The organism is Paraglaciecola sp. IT1134 (assembly GCF_058068185.1).
The window spans coordinates 2622879-2641561 of record NZ_CM176486.1; the positions used below are offsets into that span (position 1 = coordinate 2622879).

The window sequence follows — 18683 nt, forward strand, 5'->3', positions numbered from 1 at the left end:
GGGGACATCAATGGCTATACATCCACAAGCAGGTAAACCTGCATCACCAGAACAACTGGTTAACGTTGCTCGTCTGATTTGCGCCTACTATAGCAACAAACCGGATAAAGGGGTTGTTAGCCAGGCTGTGTTATTCGGCACCTCTGGCCATAGAGGGAGTTCCTTATTAAGTACCTTTACGGATACACACATCGCGGCGATATGCCAGGCATTAGCTGAATATCGCCAGGCTCACAGAATCACTGGCCCGATGTTTGTTGGTATGGATACTCATGCCTTGTCTGAGTCTGCCTTTGTGACCGCCGTTGAAGTGCTCGCCGGAAATGCGGTGAAACTCAGGGTGCAGACTGACCGAGGTTATACCCCCACACCTGTTATTTCTCACGCCATTTTGGATTATAACGAGGGCAAAGATCAGGCCTTGTCTGATGGTGTGGTGATCACCCCGTCCCATAACCCGCCTGAAGATGGGGGTTTTAAGTATAACCCGCCGGATGGTGGACCTGCTGACAGCGATGTCACCAACCAGATCCAGGCCCGCGCCAATGAGTTGATCCAAAACGATTTGGCAGACGTGAAACGCATGGACTTTAATACCGCCTATGCCAGTGAATATGTGCAAGAAATGGATTTTTCCGAAAATTATATCGCCCAGCTCGACCAAGTGGTCGATATGCAGGCCATTGCCAAGGCTGGATTGAAACTGGGCACGGATCCGCTGGGTGGAGCAGGGTTGCTGTATTGGGACAAGATAGCCGAACGTTATGGTCTGGACATAGATGTAGTCAATCGTACTGTAGATCACCAATTTGCCTTTATGCGCCGGGATAAAGATGGGAAAATCCGCATGGATTGCTCCTCTCCCTATGCCATGGCAGGTTTAATAGACTTAAAAGACAAATATGATTTGGCCTTTGGCAATGATCCGGATTTCGACCGTCACGGCATTGTGACAAAAACAGGCGGATTGATGAATCCTAATCATTACCTGGCCGTAGCCATTGAATATTTATACCAACAACGTGGTGATTGGCCCAAAGGTCTCAAGGTGGGAAAAACTTTAGTATCTAGCAGCATGATCGATCGTGTGGCTAACAGCCTGGATCTAGAAGTAGCGGAAATGCCCGTTGGCTTTAAGTGGTTCGTTAAAGGGTTATTGAACTCTGAAATCGGCTTCGCTGGCGAAGAAAGTGCCGGGGGCATTTTTTTACGTCGCAATGGTAAACCCTGGGCTACAGATAAAGACGGCATCATCTTATGTTTGCTTGCCGCAGAAATCTTAGCGGTGACAGGCAAAGATCCCAGTGAACATTATCAACGCCTGACCCAAAAATTTGCTGCGCCTGTATATAGACGTATAGATGTTCCGGCTAACCATGCCCAGAAACAGCTGTTGAGTAAAATGGATAAAAGCGTTATTCAATCCACTACCTTAGCGGGTGAGCCTATCCTCAATATACAAACCCATGCCCCTGGCAACAATGCCGCTATTGGTGGGGTAAAAGTCAGTACTGAAAATGGCTGGTTTGCCGCTCGTCCTTCTGGCACGGAAGAAATTTATAAAATTTATGCCGAGAGTTTTAAAGGTGAAACTCATTTACAATTATTGATCGATGAGGCTCAAAATTTGGTTGACGAAGTTTTTAATTCGGTAAATGAGTAGTTAATAAATCCAAAGCGTTAACTAAGTGTTAAATAAGAAGGGCCGAACGCTAATAAGTTCGGCGTTTCTGTATCTGTTAACGAATATTTAACAACATTAAGCCAGAAATCCTGTTAAAACATATCTCAAAGCTAAATGTGTAATTTAATTACGAAATATTTCGACAGAAAATTGCGTCGATAATTAACCCTTAGTGTTAGAGAGTAAGATATGAGCAGTCCCACATCCAAACGAAACACCAAAGCAAAAGTTGGCAAAACCAGTGGCCAAACCGAAAATGTGCAGTTGAATAAAAATCAGATTAAGGCAGCAATAATCAGGCATCTGCATTGCTCATTGGGCACCGACGAAAATAAAGCTAATAATCACGCCTGGTGGAAGGCAACCTGTGCTTCGGTGCAGGAGCATGTGTTGGAAGGACTACGTAAAACTCAAAAATCCCATTATATGAATGACACACGGGCGGTACATTATTTTTCCGCCGAGTTTTTGATGGGGCGCTTGCTGTCCAACAATTTGCACAATTTGGGCCTTTACGCACAAACCGACCAAGCGTTGCAAGAGCTTGGCGTTAACCTTACGGACATCATGGAAGAAGAGCCCGATATGGCTCTAGGTAACGGTGGTCTGGGACGCTTGGCCGCTTGTTTTATCGATTCTTTGGCCACCCTGGATTTACCGGCCGTAGGTTACGGTCTACATTATGAACATGGTTTATTCCGTCAGGAAATTAAAAACGGCAAACAGATTGAACGGCCTGATAGCTGGCGTGATTATGGTAATCCATGGGAAATTTGTCGCCCTGAATCAATTCAGGATATTCCCTTATTTGGTTATGTTGAAACCAAATATGCTGAAAATGGACGAGTTCATAAAGAATGGCACCCTGGACACATTGTCAAAGGTTTGCCGTGGGACATCCCGGTAGTAGGTTATGGGGGAAAAACCGTCAATGTGTTACGTTTATGGCAAAGCCAAGCTTCGGATTATTTTAACTGGGATGTTTTCAATGCGGGGGGATATGTGGATGCGCAAAAGGAGAATGTGCAGGCCGAAACGATCTCCAAGGTGCTTTATCCTAATGATGAGACTGAAGCGGGTAAGGCGCTGCGCCTTATCCAGCAATACTTTTTTAGCGCCTGTTCGTTAAAAGATATCATTCGCCGGTACAAACGTGCCCACGGCGACGATTGGAGCCGTTTTTCAGAGCAAGTGGTGATCCAGTTGAACGATACCCACCCGGCCATCGCTATTCCCGAACTCATGCGCATATTAATCGATCGGGCCGAGCTGGACTGGGATTCGGCATGGGAAATATGCGGCAAAACCTTTGCCTATACCAACCACACCTTGTTGCCCGAAGCCTTAGAAAAATGGCCCGCTCGGATGTTTGAAAAAATTCTGCCTAGACATCTGGAAATCATTTATGAGATCAACCACAGGTTTATGGACCAACTTGAAAAAGTCTGGCCTGGGGATAATAAAATTAAACAGAAGCTGTCAATTATCGAAGAAGGCAACGAAAAAATGATACGCATGGGTAACTTGTCGGTTATCGGTTCATTTGCGGTCAACGGTGTGGCTCAGATGCACTCGGAATTAGTTAAAAAAGAACTGTTTCCGGAATTTAATAAATTGTGGCCGGATAAATTAACCAATGTCACCAACGGCATCACCCCGCGACGCTGGCTAAAAGCCTGTAATCCTGCTTTATCCAGTTTAATAGACGCCAAGATAGGCAATGACTGGCCGTTGCATTTAGATAAATTGCAAGGCTTAGCTCAATTTGCAGATGATGCCAAATTCCAGAAAGAGTTTATGGGTATCAAATATAACAACAAAGTAGCGTTGGCCAAGGAAGTATTAGCCTTGACTGGGGTAGTGATAGACCCCACTGCAATTTTTGACATACAGATCAAACGTTTGCACGAATACAAAAGACAACATTTAAATTTATTACACATTATGGCTCTTTATCGCAGGTTGCTTGAAAACCCCGGTTACGAAATGCATCCGCGGGTCTTTCTATTTGGTGCCAAAGCAGCGCCTGGTTACAAGCTGGCTAAAGATATTATTTATGCGATCAATAAAGTTGCGGACAAAATTAATAATGATCCCAGGGTCAATCACAAACTTAAAGTTGTCTTCCTGCCAAATTATCGAGTCAGTCTGGCTGAGAAAATGATCCCGGCGGCGGATATCTCAGAACAGATTTCCACTGCAGGTAAAGAAGCTTCGGGAACCGGCAATATGAAATTGTCCCTAAACGGGGCACTCACTGTGGGTACGCTTGATGGCGCTAATATTGAGATCGCAGAGGAAGTGGGCGAAGAAAATATTTTCATCTTTGGTTTGACGGTTGATGAAGTGAATGAACTTAATGCTAAAGGGTACCAACCCTATGATCACTATTATCAAAATCGCGAACTGAAAGCCATATTGGATTGGTTGGAAACCGATTACTTTACGCCGGGTAAACCAGGCGCTCTATCCTCGTTAAAACACAGTATGCTTGAAGGCGGGGATCCTTACATGGTGTTGGCTGATTTTGAATCTTACAGTGAGGCGCAGAAACGTGCCGACATAGCCTATCAGGATCCTAAACGTTGGGCAAAAATGGCCATTTTAAATACAGCGCATATGGGTAAGTTTACCTCGGATCGGTCGATACAGGATTATGTTGCCCGAATATGGAAGTTAGAGCCCTGCAAAGTGGAATAATGGCTTGTAATGAACAACCCATTCCCCACGATTTTATGCACATTTGTTTAATGCCGATAAAATTGTTATAACCTAACCTGGTAATGAAAGAACTCGGGCAAGTCTCCGAGTTTTTATTTTTTGCATGATAGACAGGGGGATGTCTGATGTTCACTGAGGTTTGTTTTTCACAATGAAGCAATTACATGAATCATTGCTTACTCTGCCTAATCGCCATATCTTTTTGCAACAAATAGCGGACATAGTCAACGACGATCCGTTGCAAACCCTGTTGCTTATTGATGTCGTACGTTTTTCCGATGTGAGTTGCAGTTTCGGTTATCAATTTGGTGATCAGATATTGCTGGAGATTGCCAATCGCATAGGTTATCTGTTCGAACGCTATGACGCCGTACTTGGTCGAGTAAGTGGCGATATTTTTGGTCTAGTCATCCCCGGGAAGTACAGTAAAACGCGGTTATTTTCTTTTTATACCCACCTGATAGATCATTTTAAAACTCCCATTGCATGTGATGACCACTCATTTATCGCCGATTTTAACGTGGGGGTCGTGTCCAACTTGTCAAAACTTGTGGATACTAATCGGTTTTTTTCCCGAGCCGAAGCCGCACTCAAACAAGCCAAGCAGAATCGTTTCGAAAATTTTTGTCACTTGAATATCGAGGATAAGAGCGATACGAGCCGTTCTTTGACCCTTAAGGCTGATCTTAAACGGGCCTTATCTGAGCAAGAACTTGAGATATATTTTCAACCCAAAGTTAATCTCAATAGTCTACAGATTACCGGAGCGGAATGTTTACTGCGCTGGAATCATCCCCTTGACGGGGTATTGTTTCCGGGAGCCTTAATCGAGGCTGCAGAATCTTATAACATGATGAACGAGATGGGCTATTGGGTACTAGAAGAAGCATTCAAGGCAGCTAAGGTCCTTTGCACCATCAATCCGGCTCTAAAAATATCCGTCAATATGTCACCGACCCAATTATATGATCCAGATTTTGTGACGAAACTGGCTGACTATGGTCAGAAACATCAGATTAATCTTAATCAAATTGAATTGGAACTCACGGAGGATGTGGCTTTATCCAACTCGTTTTTAGTGATCAAGCAATTATCTGCCGTTAGGGCCCTGGGGGTTTCGGTCGCTATCGATGACTTTGGAAAGGGTTATTCAAACCTGGCCTATATGCGCAATATTCAGATAGATACCATTAAAATAGATAAAACTTTTATTATGGAACTGGAACAAAGTCCAATTAATCGAGCCGTAGTGGAGGCAACGCAATTAATTGCCAAGGCCGCAGGCTGTGCCGTGGTTGCCGAAGGCATCGAGAATATTCATCACTTACATATCTTGCGAGAGGTTGGTGTGCTTGAAGGTCAAGGTTTTCTCTTTTCACGAGCTGTGCCAATCAAAGAGTTTGTCGCCTTGACCCAACAGGACTTGTCCGTTGGTGACTCGTTCGCCCGGCAATCCAGGGGTGATTAAGTTCCCATTAAGGGCAAAAATCTAAAATAGCGGTTCATTGCCTGGAACCTTGGGTTATCATTGTCTTTTTATCGTTATTGTCGAAAGTAATATGATAGCTACACAATTGCTAGAAACCGGTCAGTTTTTAGGCCTTTCCCGGACGCAGCCCCAACTGTTCACCCAACCCTTGAATTTTCAATTACCTAATGGTACCCAGGTTATGATTGACGGGCCGGGGATCATCGCGTTTACTCCTAAATTGCCGGGTAACAAACGGATTGTTTTGTCCTGCGGTATACATGGAAACGAAACCGCCCCTATAGAAATCTGCGACGGGTTTGTGCAGGGTATTTTAACCGGGCAACTTGATCTGAAGCATCGGGTGCTTTTTATCTTTGGCAACTTGCCTGCCATGGATATAGCCGAGCGTTTTGTGGAAGAAAACCTGAATCGTTTATTTTGCGGTGCTCATAGTGAACCTGCCAATGCAGTGTCATACGAACGCACCCGAGCCAAACAGCTAGAAAAATCCGTGGCAGATTTTTATCAGCAATCCCCCCAAGAAGGTGGAGGTGAGCGTTATCATTACGATTTACATACGGCGATCCGCGCCTCCAAAAATGAAAAATTTGCCGTATATCCCTATTTACATGGCAAGACTCACAACAAAGAGCAACTGCAGTTTTTATTGGCCTGCGGTATAAATACAATATTGTTGTCCGGTAGTCCAACAACTACCTTTAGTTATTATTCCTCTTTAAATTTTACCGCCCATGCATTTACCGTGGAGTTAGGTAAAGTAAAACCGTTTGGTCAAAATGACATGAGCCGCTTTAGCGACGTGCAAACGTGCCTACAAAAGCTCATTAGCGGGCAAACGATCGAATTTAAAGCCTTTAATAATACTGATTACCATATTTATCGGGTCAATCAGGTCATCAACAAACAGCAAACCGATTTTCGCCTTAACTTCCCAGATGATTTGCCAAATTTCAGTGTGTTTGCGTGCAATGACGTGCTCGCCGAAGAAAGTGGGCAACAGTATAAAGCCCAGTATGAAGGGGAGGCCGTAGTGTTTCCAAACGCCGATGTCGCAGTGGGGCAACGGGCATTACTGACGGTTGTTCCCACCCATATTTAACCTAAATGGAAAAGGGTTGTTACATTTATTCCTACCGTAACAGGATAATCTGACTAATATACCCAAGTACCTTAGCGCTTAGTTTTGTCGAAGACATTAAAGGAACCCAACATGATCATGACAACCACGCCGGGAATCGAAGGTAAAAAAATTGAAACTTACTGCGGGATAGTGGTAGGGGAAGCGGTAATGGGGGCCAATGTATTTAAGGATATTTTTGCGGCGATCAGAGACGTGGTTGGAGGCCGCTCCGGGGCTTATGAGGATGAGTTAACCAATGCCCGCAAAATAGGATTCAAAGAGCTGGAGGTTGAGGCCCGCTCCATGGGTGCCAACGCGGTCATTGGTATAGACATCGACTATGAAGTGGTAGGCAAGGGCGGTAGCATGTTAATGGTCAGTATCAGTGGCACGGCGGTGAAGTATGCCGATCTCTAAATAGCCAGACGATTAACATTTTTAGTGCGTTTAGGCGCACCATCTTAATCTGGCTGGGAGAAAACTACTTTTTACCCCAGTCATCCTCTTCATCATCGAAATTTTTATTGTTGTCTTTGCTTACTTTGGGCATTTTTGTATGCGCACTTTGTTTTAACAGTAATATATTGCCAATAATAAACCCCAGTACCACCACCACGATCGCCACGACTATCCAAATATTCATGTTGTGCCCTTATTTAACGTATAACGCTGGAAAATCAATTCCAAGTTGTCCAAAATACATGATTTTCCACCGATGTCTGCCTGTTCTATCGCGGCGCGTAGAGGTTCAAATGTCAGCTGTTGAGCAATTTGTGACGCTAGGGGTCGGTAACTTATATGCCAAGGCTCTGCTGCGACCCCGCCATTATATTGGGCATAGGGCTGGTAAAAACCATGTTTTTCACAGTTCTCGTTTAGCCATAAGACAAGTCTGTGACAAGGACCACCTGGCGCGTACTCTTGGCTGACTAGTTGCAGGGGCAAGCCAGATTGTTGCACGCCTTGTGGATCAAAGATATCGAGATCTGTTCCCCAGTGGTGACGGCTGGCCCCAGGCAGCGCCGACCAGGTGAGGATAGCGTGCAGTTTTTGAACATCGGACAAGGTATCTGCATTCAGTGCAATACCTTCTGGCGAATAAAGTGGCTTAAGACCTTGCCATTTTTGGTTCCAAATCCATAGTTGACGGTCAAAATCTCTATGGCTACTGGCGATACTTATTTCGATCCCGACGTGGCGGGCAGCCTGCTGCATTTTTGAAAAATGCTGGCAGGTTTGTGTTTCCAATTTATGTGGGGGCTGGATTGGTTGCAGATGCTCATTATTTTGCCCCAACCACTGCTTTGCAGAGATCACGTCAGTAGTTCAACCAGTATTTGTTCATAGACTAAGGCAAGGGACTCTAAATCACTCATTTTAACGCATTCATTCACTTTATGAATAGTGTCGTTAAGCGGACCAAGTTCAATGACCTGAGCCCCTGTAGGAGCGATGAAACGACCATCTGAGGTGCCGCCAGCCGTGGATAATTGGGTTTCTCGCCCAGTGATCTTCTTAATGGCGACTTGGGTCGCTTCCACCAGTTTACCTGAATCAGTAAGAAACGGCTGACCGTTAAAGGTCCAATCAATGTGGTAATCAAGTTCATGTCTGTCGAGTAGGGTGGTAACCCGCTCAATCAATTGCTGATCCGTAACCTCGGTAGAAAAACGAAAATTAAAACACACCTGTAAATCACCAGGTATGACATTACCCGCTCCGGTACCGCTATGAATATTGGAAATCTGCAAACTGGTTGGAGGGAAAAACTGGTTACCATTATCCCAGTGTATTTGCGTTAATTCCGTTAACATTGGAACCACGAGGTGAATAGGATTTTGCGCCAAATGGGGGTAGGCCACATGTCCCTGGATCCCCTTAATACTTAAATCAGCAGTGAGGGAACCCCGTCGACCGTTTTTTACCACGTCTCCCAGGTCTGTGGTACTGGATGGTTCACCGACCAGACACCAGGTTATTTTCTCGTTTCTGGCCTCAAGGGTATCTATGACTTTGGTTGTGCCGTTGATAAAGGGACCTTCTTCGTCACTGGTAATTAAGAAGGCTATGGAGCCCAGATGTTCGGGATGTTTTTGAATAAAATTTTTGCTGGCCACTAACATCGCGCCCAAACTACCTTTCATGTCTGCAGCACCACGACCATGCAAGTAACCGTCTAATTCTGTGGCCTGAAAAGGCGGGGTGTGCCATTTTTCGTGGGGGCCAGTGGGCACCACATCAGTGTGGCCGGCGAAACAAAATACTGGGCCTGAATTCCCCTTACGGGCCCACATGTTACACGTATCAGCAAACTGCATATCCTCGATATTAAAACCCAGGGGGGCGAGATATTCTGCCATCATATGCTGACAACCTGCATCATCCGGGGTAACCGAGGGACGATTGATCAACTCTTTAGTTAACTCTACAACTGACTTGTTCATGCAAAAATCTCTTGGTATTGGGTTTCGTTAAATCCTAGATGATATTGGCCATCGTGGATCAGCACCGGGCGTTTTATCATGGCCGGATTGGCGACAAGCAAGTCCAGTGCTTTATCCTTGTTTAAATCGGTTTTTTGTGTATCTGTTAATTGACGGAAAGTGGTGCCACGCTTATTTAGTAATGCTTCCCACCCAAGATGGGATTCAGTGGTAACTAACCAGGTTTTTTCCAAGCCATCAATCCGATAATCGTGGAATCGATAGGCGATGGCGTGACTATCAAGCCACTTGCGTGCTTTTTTGATGGTGTCACAATTTTTTATCCCATACAGCGTGGTCATAGAACCCCAATATCAATATCTCAAGTCAGGCTAAACTATAACGACAGTCACCCTGCGGGGTAAAGGGGCAATACTGTTTAAGCGCCAGGCTTTTGTGCCTAACTGCCGAAAAATACAGCAATTTACCAATTCTTCGGCTATAAGTCAGACTGGTTTGATGGAACTAATTGACTTCGGGGGCTTTTATTTAGTGCTTATTGCCATATATCAGGAGGATGAAAGAGCCTAATCCATTATCTAAAAGTATCGTCAGCAGTTGCTTATTTGTGTTGTTATTATGGTGCATAAAATCTGCGGAAATCCTATTTTCTCTAAACATGCATGGTTTAGGTGTTTATCCATTACACTGGCAAGGTTTACTGGGTGTTTTTACCGCGCCACTTATACATGGTTCCCTGACGCATATCTTCAGTAATACCTTACCGCTTCTAATTCTGGGCAGTGTATTGTTATATGGTTATCCCCGCTCACGTTTTCGTGTGTTAGCGTTTGTCTGGCTGGTTTCAGGCTTGGGTGTGTGGCTGTTTGCTCGACAAGCCAATCATATTGGGGCCAGCGGCCTTTCACATGGCATTTTCTTCTTTTTGTTTGTCGTAAGTATCCTCAGACGAGACAGAAGCTCAGTGGCAATCATGATGATAGCATTTTTAATGTACGGCGGTATGACCATGACTATTTTCCCCCGAGAGCCTGGCATATCCTTCGAATATCATTTTTTCGGGGCCTTAGCAGGAGCCGTTTCTGCTGTCCTGTGGTACAAGCGGGATCCCAAGCCCGTTGAAAAACGTTATTTTTGGCAAGATACCGATGAGCTGGATGACCCTGTCATTGGTGATGAATGGCGAACACAAGACGGCTTAACGGTAAACGAAGAGCAAGATATATCGCCCCAAAAGGACGAAGAGCACAGCAAAGTATTGCATTGATCCTTTCACCTAACCCTGTGGCTAATTATCAGTCAATGCCAGTCGAAACGGTTGTTCGTGACTCACCGATTGCCCATAAGTCAGCCTGATACATCTCTACCATCAACCAGCTTGATGATCCTATTGACACTCTGGCCATGGACTCTCGGGGAGCATAAGCGCTATTGTGGCCGTATTTCAGTGGAAGAGCGTCGTTATTTAATGAATGGGTAAACGAGGATTAAGCCACTCTCAGGCCGCTTCCCCTGGTTTAGGGCCTTTTAAATTACCGGCTAAATTCACTGAATACGTATGCAAAAACTTGTTTGTATAATGTTGCAAAGGATAGGCTACAGCCAACGTGTTATAACCCATTATTAACATCTATCTTGGCAGCTAATGTAAATAATTCTAGTGGATGTTCGTAACGAATGTTCGTAACGAGTGTTCGTAACGAATGTTTTAACCACGGTTTATGATCCAAGCCATTGCTTTTTAGCGTCTTCTTGCTTTGTTTTGGGTAAGGCAATTTAGAATGCGAATCATTGCTCGGGTTTGATTTTAAATTATTGACCGGTGACCACGCCCTATCTTACCTAACTAGGCCGCATCAGCAGTCCATCTACATCAGAGAAACATACATGCAACAATCAAAACCTCAGTTAAATTTTTGGCAGATTTGGAATATGTGTTTTGGATTTTTGGGGATCCAATTTGGCTTCGCCCTACAAAACTCAAACGTCAGTCGAATATTTGAATCACTGGGAGCCGATTATAGTAATCTGGCGGTGCTTTGGGTCGCGGCCCCGATAACGGGCCTGATAGTCCAACCTATAATAGGGTATTTAAGCGACAACACTTGGAACCGATTAGGTCGCAGGCGACCGTACTTTTTGTTTGGAGCCATAGCTGCAAGTCTGGCCTTATTTATCATGCCTAACTCCCCGACACTTTGGCTAGCGGCGGGTATGTTATGGGTCATGGATGCCTCAATCAATGTTTCCATGGAGCCCTTTAGAGCGTTTGTTGGTGATATGTTGCCCAAAAAACAACGTGCCCTGGGTTATGCCATGCAAACCTTTTTTATCGGGGTAGGGGCGGTCATAGCTTCGGCCTTGCCCTGGATGATGAGCAATTGGTTTGAAATCAGTAATGTGGCAGCAGCTGGCGTGGTGCCAGATTCGGTTAAGTTTTCCTTTTATGCCGGTGGCAGTATATTTTTTATTGCGGTGTTGTGGACCGTATTGTCTACTAAAGAGTATTCACCAGCCCAACTCAAAGCGTTTGATGAAGCGGTCAGCCATTCAAAAAAGACTCATGCAGTGCAGGAAGTGGCAAGAACGCCCCGCCAGTATTTTGTAGGTGGCACTATTTACTCCCTGGTTGGCGTGGCAGCCTATTTGGTCATTGTAACCAATATCGAGCAGTTGGATAAAAATCTGTATATTTTGGCCGCCGGACTGATAGGTTTTGGTTTATGTCAGGTAGTTGCAGGCATGCTAGGTAAAAGTGGTCGTACAACAAACGGTTTTGTGGAAGTGATGGGCGATCTCTTTACTATGCCACAAGCCATGCGCCAACTTGCAGTGGTACAGTTTTTTTCCTGGTTCCCGTTATTTGCCATGTGGATTTACACCAACTCTGCGGTTACGGCCCACCATTATGGCACCACAGATGTAACCTCAGTGGCCTACAATGAAGGTGCAGATTGGGTCTCGATTTTGATGGCGACTTATAACGGCGTGTCGATTTTTGCCGCTATCATTATCCCCGTGATTGTACGCATGTTGAACTTACAGTTTGCCCATATGATCAATTTAAGCTTGGGCGGCATAGGGTTTATTTCCTTTTTGTTTATTGACGATCCCGCCTGGTTAGTGCTGTCCATGGTTGGAGTCGGTTTCGCCTGGGCATCCATTTTGTCTGTACCCTATGCGATTTTATCCAATGTACTGCCCTCCCACAAAATGGGTGTCTACATGGGGATCTTCAATTTTTTTATTGTTATTCCACAAATATTGGCCGCCAGCATTCTGGGGTTTTTGATCACTAAGGTGTTTGATAATGAACCCGTATATGCACTGGTTGTGGGTGGTTGCAGTATGTTAATTGCCGGATTAGCCACGTTACGTGTGAAGATCCCAGAATGATTATCTTAGCTAAAACTATGAACCCACTGACCAAAAAGCGTCTCACCTGGCTTATTGCCAGTAGCTTGGCGGTTTCAGCTTGCAGTAACCACTATGACTCTACCTCTACCAAGCAGATAAATAACCCAAAGGACCAGGCTGAGTTTTATGGTAGTGACAACCCTTTTGTCAGGGAAGCCATTTATTTCGTGATGACCGATCGTTTTGTTGATGGGGACAGCGGAAATAATCAACCACTGCAAGGAGGAGCTTTCCCCACCTTTAATTTGCCCTTGACGTCCGCAGATGGTCAGACGGCCAATGTGGGTTATGTAGGTGGTGATCTGCGAGGTGTATTAAACAATGCAGCCTACATTCGTGACATGGGATTCACTGCGGTGTGGCTGACCCCAATAGTGGATAATCCTGATGAAAGTTTCGCTGGAGGGCAGCCTATCGAATTTGGCGGGGCATTTAAAGACGGTGGTAAAACCGGGTATCACGGTTATTGGGCGTCCAATTTTTATCAAATAGATGAACATTATCCTTCTGCGGGGCTGGGGTATAAGCAATATTCCACCAAAATGCGCAGTGAATATGGTTTGAAATCGGTCTTCGATATCGTGGCCAATCATGGCTCACCGTCTTTTTCTATGCCTGTAGATCAGCCCAAATATGCTGAACTTTATGACAAACAGGGGCAATTAGTCGCAGACCATCAAAATCTGCGCCCAGCAGAATTGGATGCCAACAACCCGTTGCATGCTTTTTTTCACAATACCCCTGACATCATGCAACTGTCTAATTTGAATGATGAGAACCAGCAATTACAAGATTATTTGATCAATTCTTACTTATATTGGATAGAGCAGGGGGCGGATGCTTTTCGGATAGACACCATTAAACATGTGCCTCACCACTTTTGGAAAACCATGGCCCAGCGTATCCGGGCAGTAAAACCACAATTTTACATGTTTGGGGAAAGTTTTGATTATAACGCTAATTTTATTGCCCAACATACTCTGGCGAAAAATGGCGCTATCAGTGTCCTGGACTTTCCAGGACAAAAAGCCATTACGGATGTTTTTGAACATCACAACAGTGACTTTGCTCAGCTACAAGACTATTTACACTTGACGCATGGCCCCTATGCTAATCCATATGAATTGGCTATTTTCTATGACAATCATGATATGCCCAGGATGAATGCTAACGACCAAGGTTTTATCGATGCCAATAACTGGTTGTTTACCAGTCGCGGTATTCCGGTTATTTATCAGGGTTCGGAAATAGGCTTCATGCGCGGGAAAGCTGAACATCAAGGCAACCGAAATTACCTGGGGCAAGAAAATATCAATCAGGCGCCGGGACATAAAATCCAGCAGAATTTGTCGCGCATTGCGAATTTGCGCAAAAATAATGTCGCCCTGCAAAATGGTCTGCAGTTAAACATTCAGCTCCAGGGGCACAAAGCTGCTTTCTACCGTATTTTCCAGCGAAAAGAAGAAGCTCAGACTGCGCTGGTGTTATTGAATAAAGGGGACACGGCAGCTGATTTTGTGATTAATCAATACTTACAAGAGGGGAATTGGATTGAACAGATCAGTGGCGATAATACAAACATAAATTCTGAGCATGCTCAATTAAAAACCCAGGTCAGCCCCCATGGCGTGCAGGTATGGATACGACAGGGCCAAATCGAAGAGTCCGGTTTGCTTACCCAACTCAGTTTGCTAATGCAAAACAAGTAATCTTGATTATGCACCAGGACCTATGGTTTTGCCCCACATGACTGACGGATGACCAGCTCCACAGGCATGAGGTAGTGTTCGACTTTTTCCCCGGCAATGAGTCTGAGTAAACTGTTGACTAATATTTCACCCGCCTGTTTGGTGTCCTGTTTAACTGTGGTCAAAGCTGGATTGGCAAAGCTTGCCACGGGTATATTATCGTAACCCACGACCGCAATTTGTGCGGGGATCTGAATATTATGATCTCGCAGTGCCCTAAGCACGCCTATAGCAATCAAATCACTGGCACATACTATTGCATCCAGTTGATGTGCTTGGCTTAGCAGGCTAGTGGCTGCATCATACCCCGAGTCTTCGGTAGAAATCGCGTCAACCTGCAATGCACTGACTACCTCTCCCCCTTGTTTGACTGCTTCTTTGTGGCCCATAAAACGCGCCATAAATTCCGGGGCGTGGCTGTCTGCACCACCGATGAAGGCAAAATTCTTCTTACCCAAACCCAAAAGATGCCGGGTAATGTCAAAACCGCCCTGAAAATTATCACAGCCGATTGAAACGCCAGGGTGTTGTACGTCATGAGCACCCCATCGCACAAAGTGGGTATGCTGTTCTTCCAGTTTGGTAAGTTTAGTCCGGTAATCGACATAATCCCCATAACCGAGCAAAATAATCCCATCGGCTTTATTAGAGTCTTCGTACTCTGCATGCCAGTCATCGTTAAGGTTTTGGAAGGATACCAATAAGTCGTATCCTGCCTGGGCGCTGGCACGGGTAATACTGCCTAACATAGAAAGGAAAAACGGATTGATCAGCGAGTTGTCGGAAGTGGGATCCTCAAATAATAACAAGGCAATAGTCTGACTATGTTGACGACGCAAATTACTGGCGTTTTTATCCACTTTATAATTGAGTTGCTGGGCGATCGCCTGCACCCTGTCTTTGGTTTCTTTATTTACCAATGGGCTATTTCTAAGCGCTCTGGAGACGGTAGATTGAGAAACGCCCGCTTGGTGGGCAATGTCAAAGGAAGTCGCTTTGTCTTTCATAAAGGAAGTTTAACCAACTACAAAAAAGGGTTATTTACTTATATTCATCAGTTATACACTAGGGAGCGTGGGATATCTTTAAATAAATGTCGATTTTGTCTATATCAGCGCCGGAGTATCGAAGGTAAGTTAATGATATTCATCATCTAAATATCTGGATGGTAAAAGAGATGACAGATAGGTGAATGGATACCGGTTATGAGAAAAGCACTTTGCCAAGCCAAGATACTGGTATAATATCCGTCGTTTTCACCGTGTTGTTGTTAGGGGTAATAATTAATGGCCGAGACCGAGAGTCGTCCGACCAATTTCATTCGTCAAATCATTGATAAAGATCTGCAAGCAGGTCGTCATACAGTGGTGCATACGCGTTTCCCACCAGAGCCTAATGGTTATCTGCACATTGGTCATGCTAAGTCGATTTGTTTAAATTTTGGCATAGCCGCGGACTATCAGGGCCTGTGCAATCTTAGGTTTGATGATACTAATCCAGAAAAAGAAGACATCGATTATGTCAACGCGATCAAAAAAGATGTGCATTGGCTGGGTTTTGAATGGGCAGGTGAGGCCCGTTATTCATCCAATTATTTTGCCCAGTTGCACGCCTACGCCATCGAACTGATTGAAAAAGGTTTGGCGTATGTGGACTTTTCTACTCAGGCTGAAGTGCGTGAATTACGGGGAACCTTAACCACTGCGGGTAAAAACAGTTCGTATCGTGATACTTCGGTAAGTGAGAACCTTGAGTTGTTTGCCAAAATGACAGCAGGGAAATTTGCTGAAGGCCAGTGTTTGTTGCGGGCCAAAATCGATATGGCCTCGCCCTTTATGTGTATGCGCGATCCCGCGCTATACAGGGTGAAATTTGCCCACCATCACCAAACAGGTGATAAGTGGTGTATCTATCCCATGTATGACTTTACGCATTGCATTTCGGATGCGATTGAAGGGGTCACCCATTCCTTGTGCACCTTGGAATTTCAGGATAACCGTCGTTTATACGATTGGGTTCTGGAAAATATCAGTATTCAAACCGTGCCGCATCAGTATGAATTTTCCCGTTTGAATTTACAGTTCACGGTGTTAAGTAAACGCAAGTTGATCCAACTGGTAGAAGACAAACACGTCGTGGGTTGGGATGATCCCCGTATGCCAACGATTGCCGGTTTGCGTCGACGGGGTTATACCGCCGCTTCTATCCGTGAGTTTTGTAAACGTATTGGCGTAACCAAAATGGACAACCTGGTGGAAATGGCCATGCTGGAAGCCTGTCTGCGAGATGAGTTAAACGAACACGCCCCTCGGGCCATGGCAGTACTGGAGCCCGTCAAACTGATCATCGAAAACTTTCCTGAAGATAAAGTGGAGCAGCTTGATGCCCCTAACCATCCTAATGATGAGGCAATGGGAACACGGGCGGTGCCTTTTACGCGTGAAATCTACATCGAGCAAGAAGATTTCCGAGAGGAGGCCAATAAAAAGTTCAAACGATTGGTAATGGGCAAAGAGGTGCGTTTACGTAATGCTTATGTGATCAAAGCACAGCGCGTGGAGAAGGATGACACGGGCAAGATAACGACGATTTATTGCAGTTATGACCCTGACACCTTGGGTAAAGATCCCCAAGACGGGCGTAAAGTTAAAGGCGTGATCCACTGGGTATCAGCGTCCCATGGCAAGCCTGCTGAAATACGTTTGTATGATCCGCTGTTTATTGTGCCCAATCCCGTCGCAGAAGAAGACTTGGTCAGCAGTCTTAATCCCGATTCACTGACTATCAAACAAGGCTGGGTGGAAGCCAGTTTAGGTGCGCTAGCTTTTGATGACGAGAAGATCCAAACCTTTCAATTTGAGCGCACCGGGTACTTTTGCCTGGACAAGGACTCCCGCGCCCAAAAGCCAGTGTTTAACCGCACTGTAGGTCTGCGCGATACCTGGGCTAAAATCGGCGATTAAGACCCGGCTATCGGCCACTACCATTAGTAATGTTTAAGCCCTTAAATATTCAGATATTTAAGGGCTTTTTAGTTTATTTAGAAAGCCTACTAGTACTATTTGGGTTGAGCATGAAAGGTTTTTCCGGTTTCACCCTGGCTTTCTTGACTCATTAAATATAAATACAGCGGCATAATGTCTGCGGCTGTTTTTAATTTACTTGAGTCTTCGGCTGGAAAGGCTTGGGCACGCATTTTGGTGCGGGTACCCCCTGGGTTGATACAATTAAAACGCATGTTGCTATTTTCATATTCATCGGCTAAAACTTCCATCATGCCCTGAGTGGCGAATTTGGAAATCGCATAACTTCCCCAATAAGCTCGGCCTTTTAGACCTACGCTGGATGTGGTAAATATCATCGAAGCATTAGGCGCTTTTTGCATCACAGGCAATAATGCCTGCGTCATATAAAACTGACTATTTAGATTAACTTGCATAATCTGCTGCCAATCACCTTCACTTATTTGGCCAAAAGGCCCCAGGTGTCCTAACATGCTGGCGTTATGTAAGACGCCGTCTAAGGTAGTAAACTGGTTGTCGATCGTGGCAGCCATATCGGCATAGTGTTTAACGGTTGCCCCAGCAAGATCCAGAGGAATTATCGCGGGCTCGCTGCCGCCTGCTGCGACAATCTGATCATACACCGCTTCTAGCTTGGCTACGGTTTTCCCCAACAAAATAACAGTGGCTCCGTATTGTGCGTAATGCAATGCGGCCTCTTTACCTATGCCGTCACCGGCCCCTGTGACCAAAATGGTTTTGTCCGCCAAAAAATTTGGTCTTGGTTGATATTTGTTCATATAATACTGCGCCCATAAAGTTTTACTAATTTTATCATTTAGAAGTGAAAATATCCTACCGAAAATAAAAAAGGCGCTGTTGGCCAAATATTATGACGGCTTGTTAACAAACCTTTGCAAATCCTCAATAAACTCAATAATATTGCCATACAAACACTGGTCTAACGTGTTATAAAGTTTTGATCTTACAAGCATAGGTTTGTAAATTCACTATTAGCTACTTGTATAGTCAATTAATAATAAAATTAGGGAGAT

The 18683-nt window shown here is 44.9% G+C and carries 15 protein-coding genes; 9 read left to right on the top strand and 6 right to left on the bottom strand.

Annotation, left to right across the window (positions count from 1 at the left end; translation table 11 throughout):
• Positions 1-10: 10 nt before the first annotated feature.
• The 5 genes from pgm (at position 11) to AC3RV5_RS11370 (ending at position 7434) form a co-directional block, all read left to right on the top strand.
• The gene (pgm, locus tag AC3RV5_RS11350) at positions 11-1663 is read left to right on the top strand and encodes a phosphoglucomutase (alpha-D-glucose-1,6-bisphosphate-dependent) (RefSeq protein ID WP_489732027.1); all 1653 of its coding nucleotides are present in this window, start codon (positions 11-13) and stop codon (positions 1661-1663) included.
• A 210-nt stretch (positions 1664-1873) separates the two neighbouring features.
• On the top strand, positions 1874-4384 hold the full coding sequence (locus tag AC3RV5_RS11355; RefSeq protein ID WP_489732028.1) for a glycogen/starch/alpha-glucan phosphorylase: 2511 nt from the start codon (positions 1874-1876) through the stop codon (positions 4382-4384).
• Positions 4385-4556: 172 nt separating this feature from the next.
• A complete protein-coding gene (locus tag AC3RV5_RS11360) occupies positions 4557-5873 on the top strand; it encodes a putative bifunctional diguanylate cyclase/phosphodiesterase (RefSeq protein ID WP_489732029.1) in 1317 nt (438 codons plus the stop codon).
• A 91-nt stretch (positions 5874-5964) separates the two neighbouring features.
• Positions 5965-6996, top strand: coding sequence for a succinylglutamate desuccinylase (astE, locus tag AC3RV5_RS11365; protein WP_489732030.1), 1032 nt, complete (start codon positions 5965-5967; stop codon positions 6994-6996).
• A 111-nt stretch (positions 6997-7107) separates the two neighbouring features.
• Positions 7108-7434, top strand: coding sequence for a heavy metal-binding domain-containing protein (locus AC3RV5_RS11370; protein WP_489732031.1), 327 nt, complete (start codon positions 7108-7110; stop codon positions 7432-7434).
• 64 nt (positions 7435-7498) lie between these two features.
• Here AC3RV5_RS11370 and AC3RV5_RS11375 read toward each other — a convergent pair whose 3' ends face one another.
• From AC3RV5_RS11375 to AC3RV5_RS11390, 4 genes are read right to left on the bottom strand one after another with little or no spacing between them, the layout of a single operon-like run.
• Positions 7499-7660 carry a DUF2897 family protein gene (locus tag AC3RV5_RS11375; protein ID WP_489732032.1) on the bottom strand — a complete coding sequence of 54 codons (162 nt, stop codon included), beginning with the start codon at positions 7658-7660 and terminating at the stop codon, positions 7499-7501.
• The gene (locus AC3RV5_RS11380) at positions 7657-8334 is read right to left on the bottom strand and encodes a M15 family metallopeptidase (RefSeq protein WP_489732033.1); all 678 of its coding nucleotides are present in this window, start codon (positions 8332-8334) and stop codon (positions 7657-7659) included. The genes AC3RV5_RS11375 and AC3RV5_RS11380 overlap by 4 nt, the downstream gene beginning before the upstream one ends.
• Entirely contained in the window at positions 8331-9461 is a 1131-nt protein-coding gene (dapE, locus tag AC3RV5_RS11385) for a succinyl-diaminopimelate desuccinylase (RefSeq protein WP_489732034.1), read from the bottom strand. The genes AC3RV5_RS11380 and dapE overlap by 4 nt, the downstream gene beginning before the upstream one ends.
• A complete protein-coding gene (locus AC3RV5_RS11390; protein WP_489732035.1) occupies positions 9458-9802 on the bottom strand; it encodes an ArsC family reductase in 345 nt (114 codons plus the stop codon). The genes dapE and AC3RV5_RS11390 overlap by 4 nt, the downstream gene beginning before the upstream one ends.
• Positions 9803-10017: 215 nt before the next feature.
• Between AC3RV5_RS11390 and AC3RV5_RS11395 the strand changes: the two genes are divergently transcribed.
• From AC3RV5_RS11395 to AC3RV5_RS11405, 3 genes are all read left to right on the top strand, one after another.
• Positions 10018-10728: a rhomboid family intramembrane serine protease gene (locus AC3RV5_RS11395; RefSeq protein ID WP_489732036.1), complete on the top strand. Its 711-nt coding sequence runs from the start codon at positions 10018-10020 to the stop codon at positions 10726-10728.
• Between the two features lie 620 nt (positions 10729-11348).
• Positions 11349-12857 (top strand): MFS transporter, encoded by a 1509-nt coding sequence (locus AC3RV5_RS11400; RefSeq protein WP_489732037.1) that lies wholly within the window; start codon positions 11349-11351, stop codon positions 12855-12857.
• Positions 12854-14587 carry an alpha-amylase family glycosyl hydrolase gene (locus tag AC3RV5_RS11405; RefSeq protein ID WP_489732038.1) on the top strand — a complete coding sequence of 578 codons (1734 nt, stop codon included), beginning with the start codon at positions 12854-12856 and terminating at the stop codon, positions 14585-14587. Before AC3RV5_RS11400 ends, AC3RV5_RS11405 begins: the two co-directional genes overlap by 4 nt.
• Positions 14588-14607: 20 nt before the next feature.
• On the opposite strand, the gene AC3RV5_RS11410 is transcribed toward AC3RV5_RS11405, so the two are convergent.
• Entirely contained in the window at positions 14608-15633 is a 1026-nt protein-coding gene (locus AC3RV5_RS11410; protein WP_489732039.1) for a LacI family DNA-binding transcriptional regulator, read from the bottom strand.
• Positions 15634-15912: 279 nt separating this feature from the next.
• Here AC3RV5_RS11410 and glnS point away from each other — a divergent pair, with 279 nt between their 5' ends.
• A complete protein-coding gene (gene glnS, locus AC3RV5_RS11415; protein WP_489732040.1) occupies positions 15913-17589 on the top strand; it encodes a glutamine--tRNA ligase in 1677 nt (558 codons plus the stop codon).
• Between the two features lie 95 nt (positions 17590-17684).
• On the opposite strand, the gene AC3RV5_RS11420 is transcribed toward glnS, so the two are convergent.
• Complete coding sequence (locus AC3RV5_RS11420; protein ID WP_489732041.1) at positions 17685-18428, bottom strand: YciK family oxidoreductase; 744 nt, start codon at positions 18426-18428, stop codon at positions 17685-17687.
• Positions 18429-18683: the final 255 nt, after the last annotated feature.

Bases quoted from the DNA above. Each gene is read 5' to 3' on its own strand.
- AC3RV5_RS11400 (WP_489732037.1), top strand. From the start codon at position 11,349: ATGCAACAATCAAAACCTCAGTTAAATTTTTGGCAGATTTGGAATATG.
- AC3RV5_RS11375 (WP_489732032.1), bottom strand. From the start codon at position 7,660: ATGAATATTTGGATAGTCGTGGCGATCGTGGTGGTGGTACTGGGGTTT.
- pgm (WP_489732027.1), top strand. From the start codon at position 11: ATGGCTATACATCCACAAGCAGGTAAACCTGCATCACCAGAACAACTG.
- AC3RV5_RS11420 (WP_489732041.1), bottom strand. From the start codon at position 18,428: ATGAACAAATATCAACCAAGACCAAATTTTTTGGCGGACAAAACCATT.
- AC3RV5_RS11370 (WP_489732031.1), top strand. From the start codon at position 7,108: ATGATCATGACAACCACGCCGGGAATCGAAGGTAAAAAAATTGAAACT.
- AC3RV5_RS11360 (WP_489732029.1), top strand. From the start codon at position 4,557: ATGAAGCAATTACATGAATCATTGCTTACTCTGCCTAATCGCCATATC.
- AC3RV5_RS11390 (WP_489732035.1), bottom strand. From the start codon at position 9,802: ATGACCACGCTGTATGGGATAAAAAATTGTGACACCATCAAAAAAGCA.
- dapE (WP_489732034.1), bottom strand. From the start codon at position 9,461: ATGAACAAGTCAGTTGTAGAGTTAACTAAAGAGTTGATCAATCGTCCC.
- astE (WP_489732030.1), top strand. From the start codon at position 5,965: ATGATAGCTACACAATTGCTAGAAACCGGTCAGTTTTTAGGCCTTTCC.
- AC3RV5_RS11395 (WP_489732036.1), top strand. From the start codon at position 10,018: ATGAAAGAGCCTAATCCATTATCTAAAAGTATCGTCAGCAGTTGCTTA.
- AC3RV5_RS11355 (WP_489732028.1), top strand. From the start codon at position 1,874: ATGAGCAGTCCCACATCCAAACGAAACACCAAAGCAAAAGTTGGCAAA.
- glnS (WP_489732040.1), top strand. From the start codon at position 15,913: ATGGCCGAGACCGAGAGTCGTCCGACCAATTTCATTCGTCAAATCATT.
- AC3RV5_RS11410 (WP_489732039.1), bottom strand. From the start codon at position 15,633: ATGAAAGACAAAGCGACTTCCTTTGACATTGCCCACCAAGCGGGCGTT.
- AC3RV5_RS11405 (WP_489732038.1), top strand. From the start codon at position 12,854: ATGATTATCTTAGCTAAAACTATGAACCCACTGACCAAAAAGCGTCTC.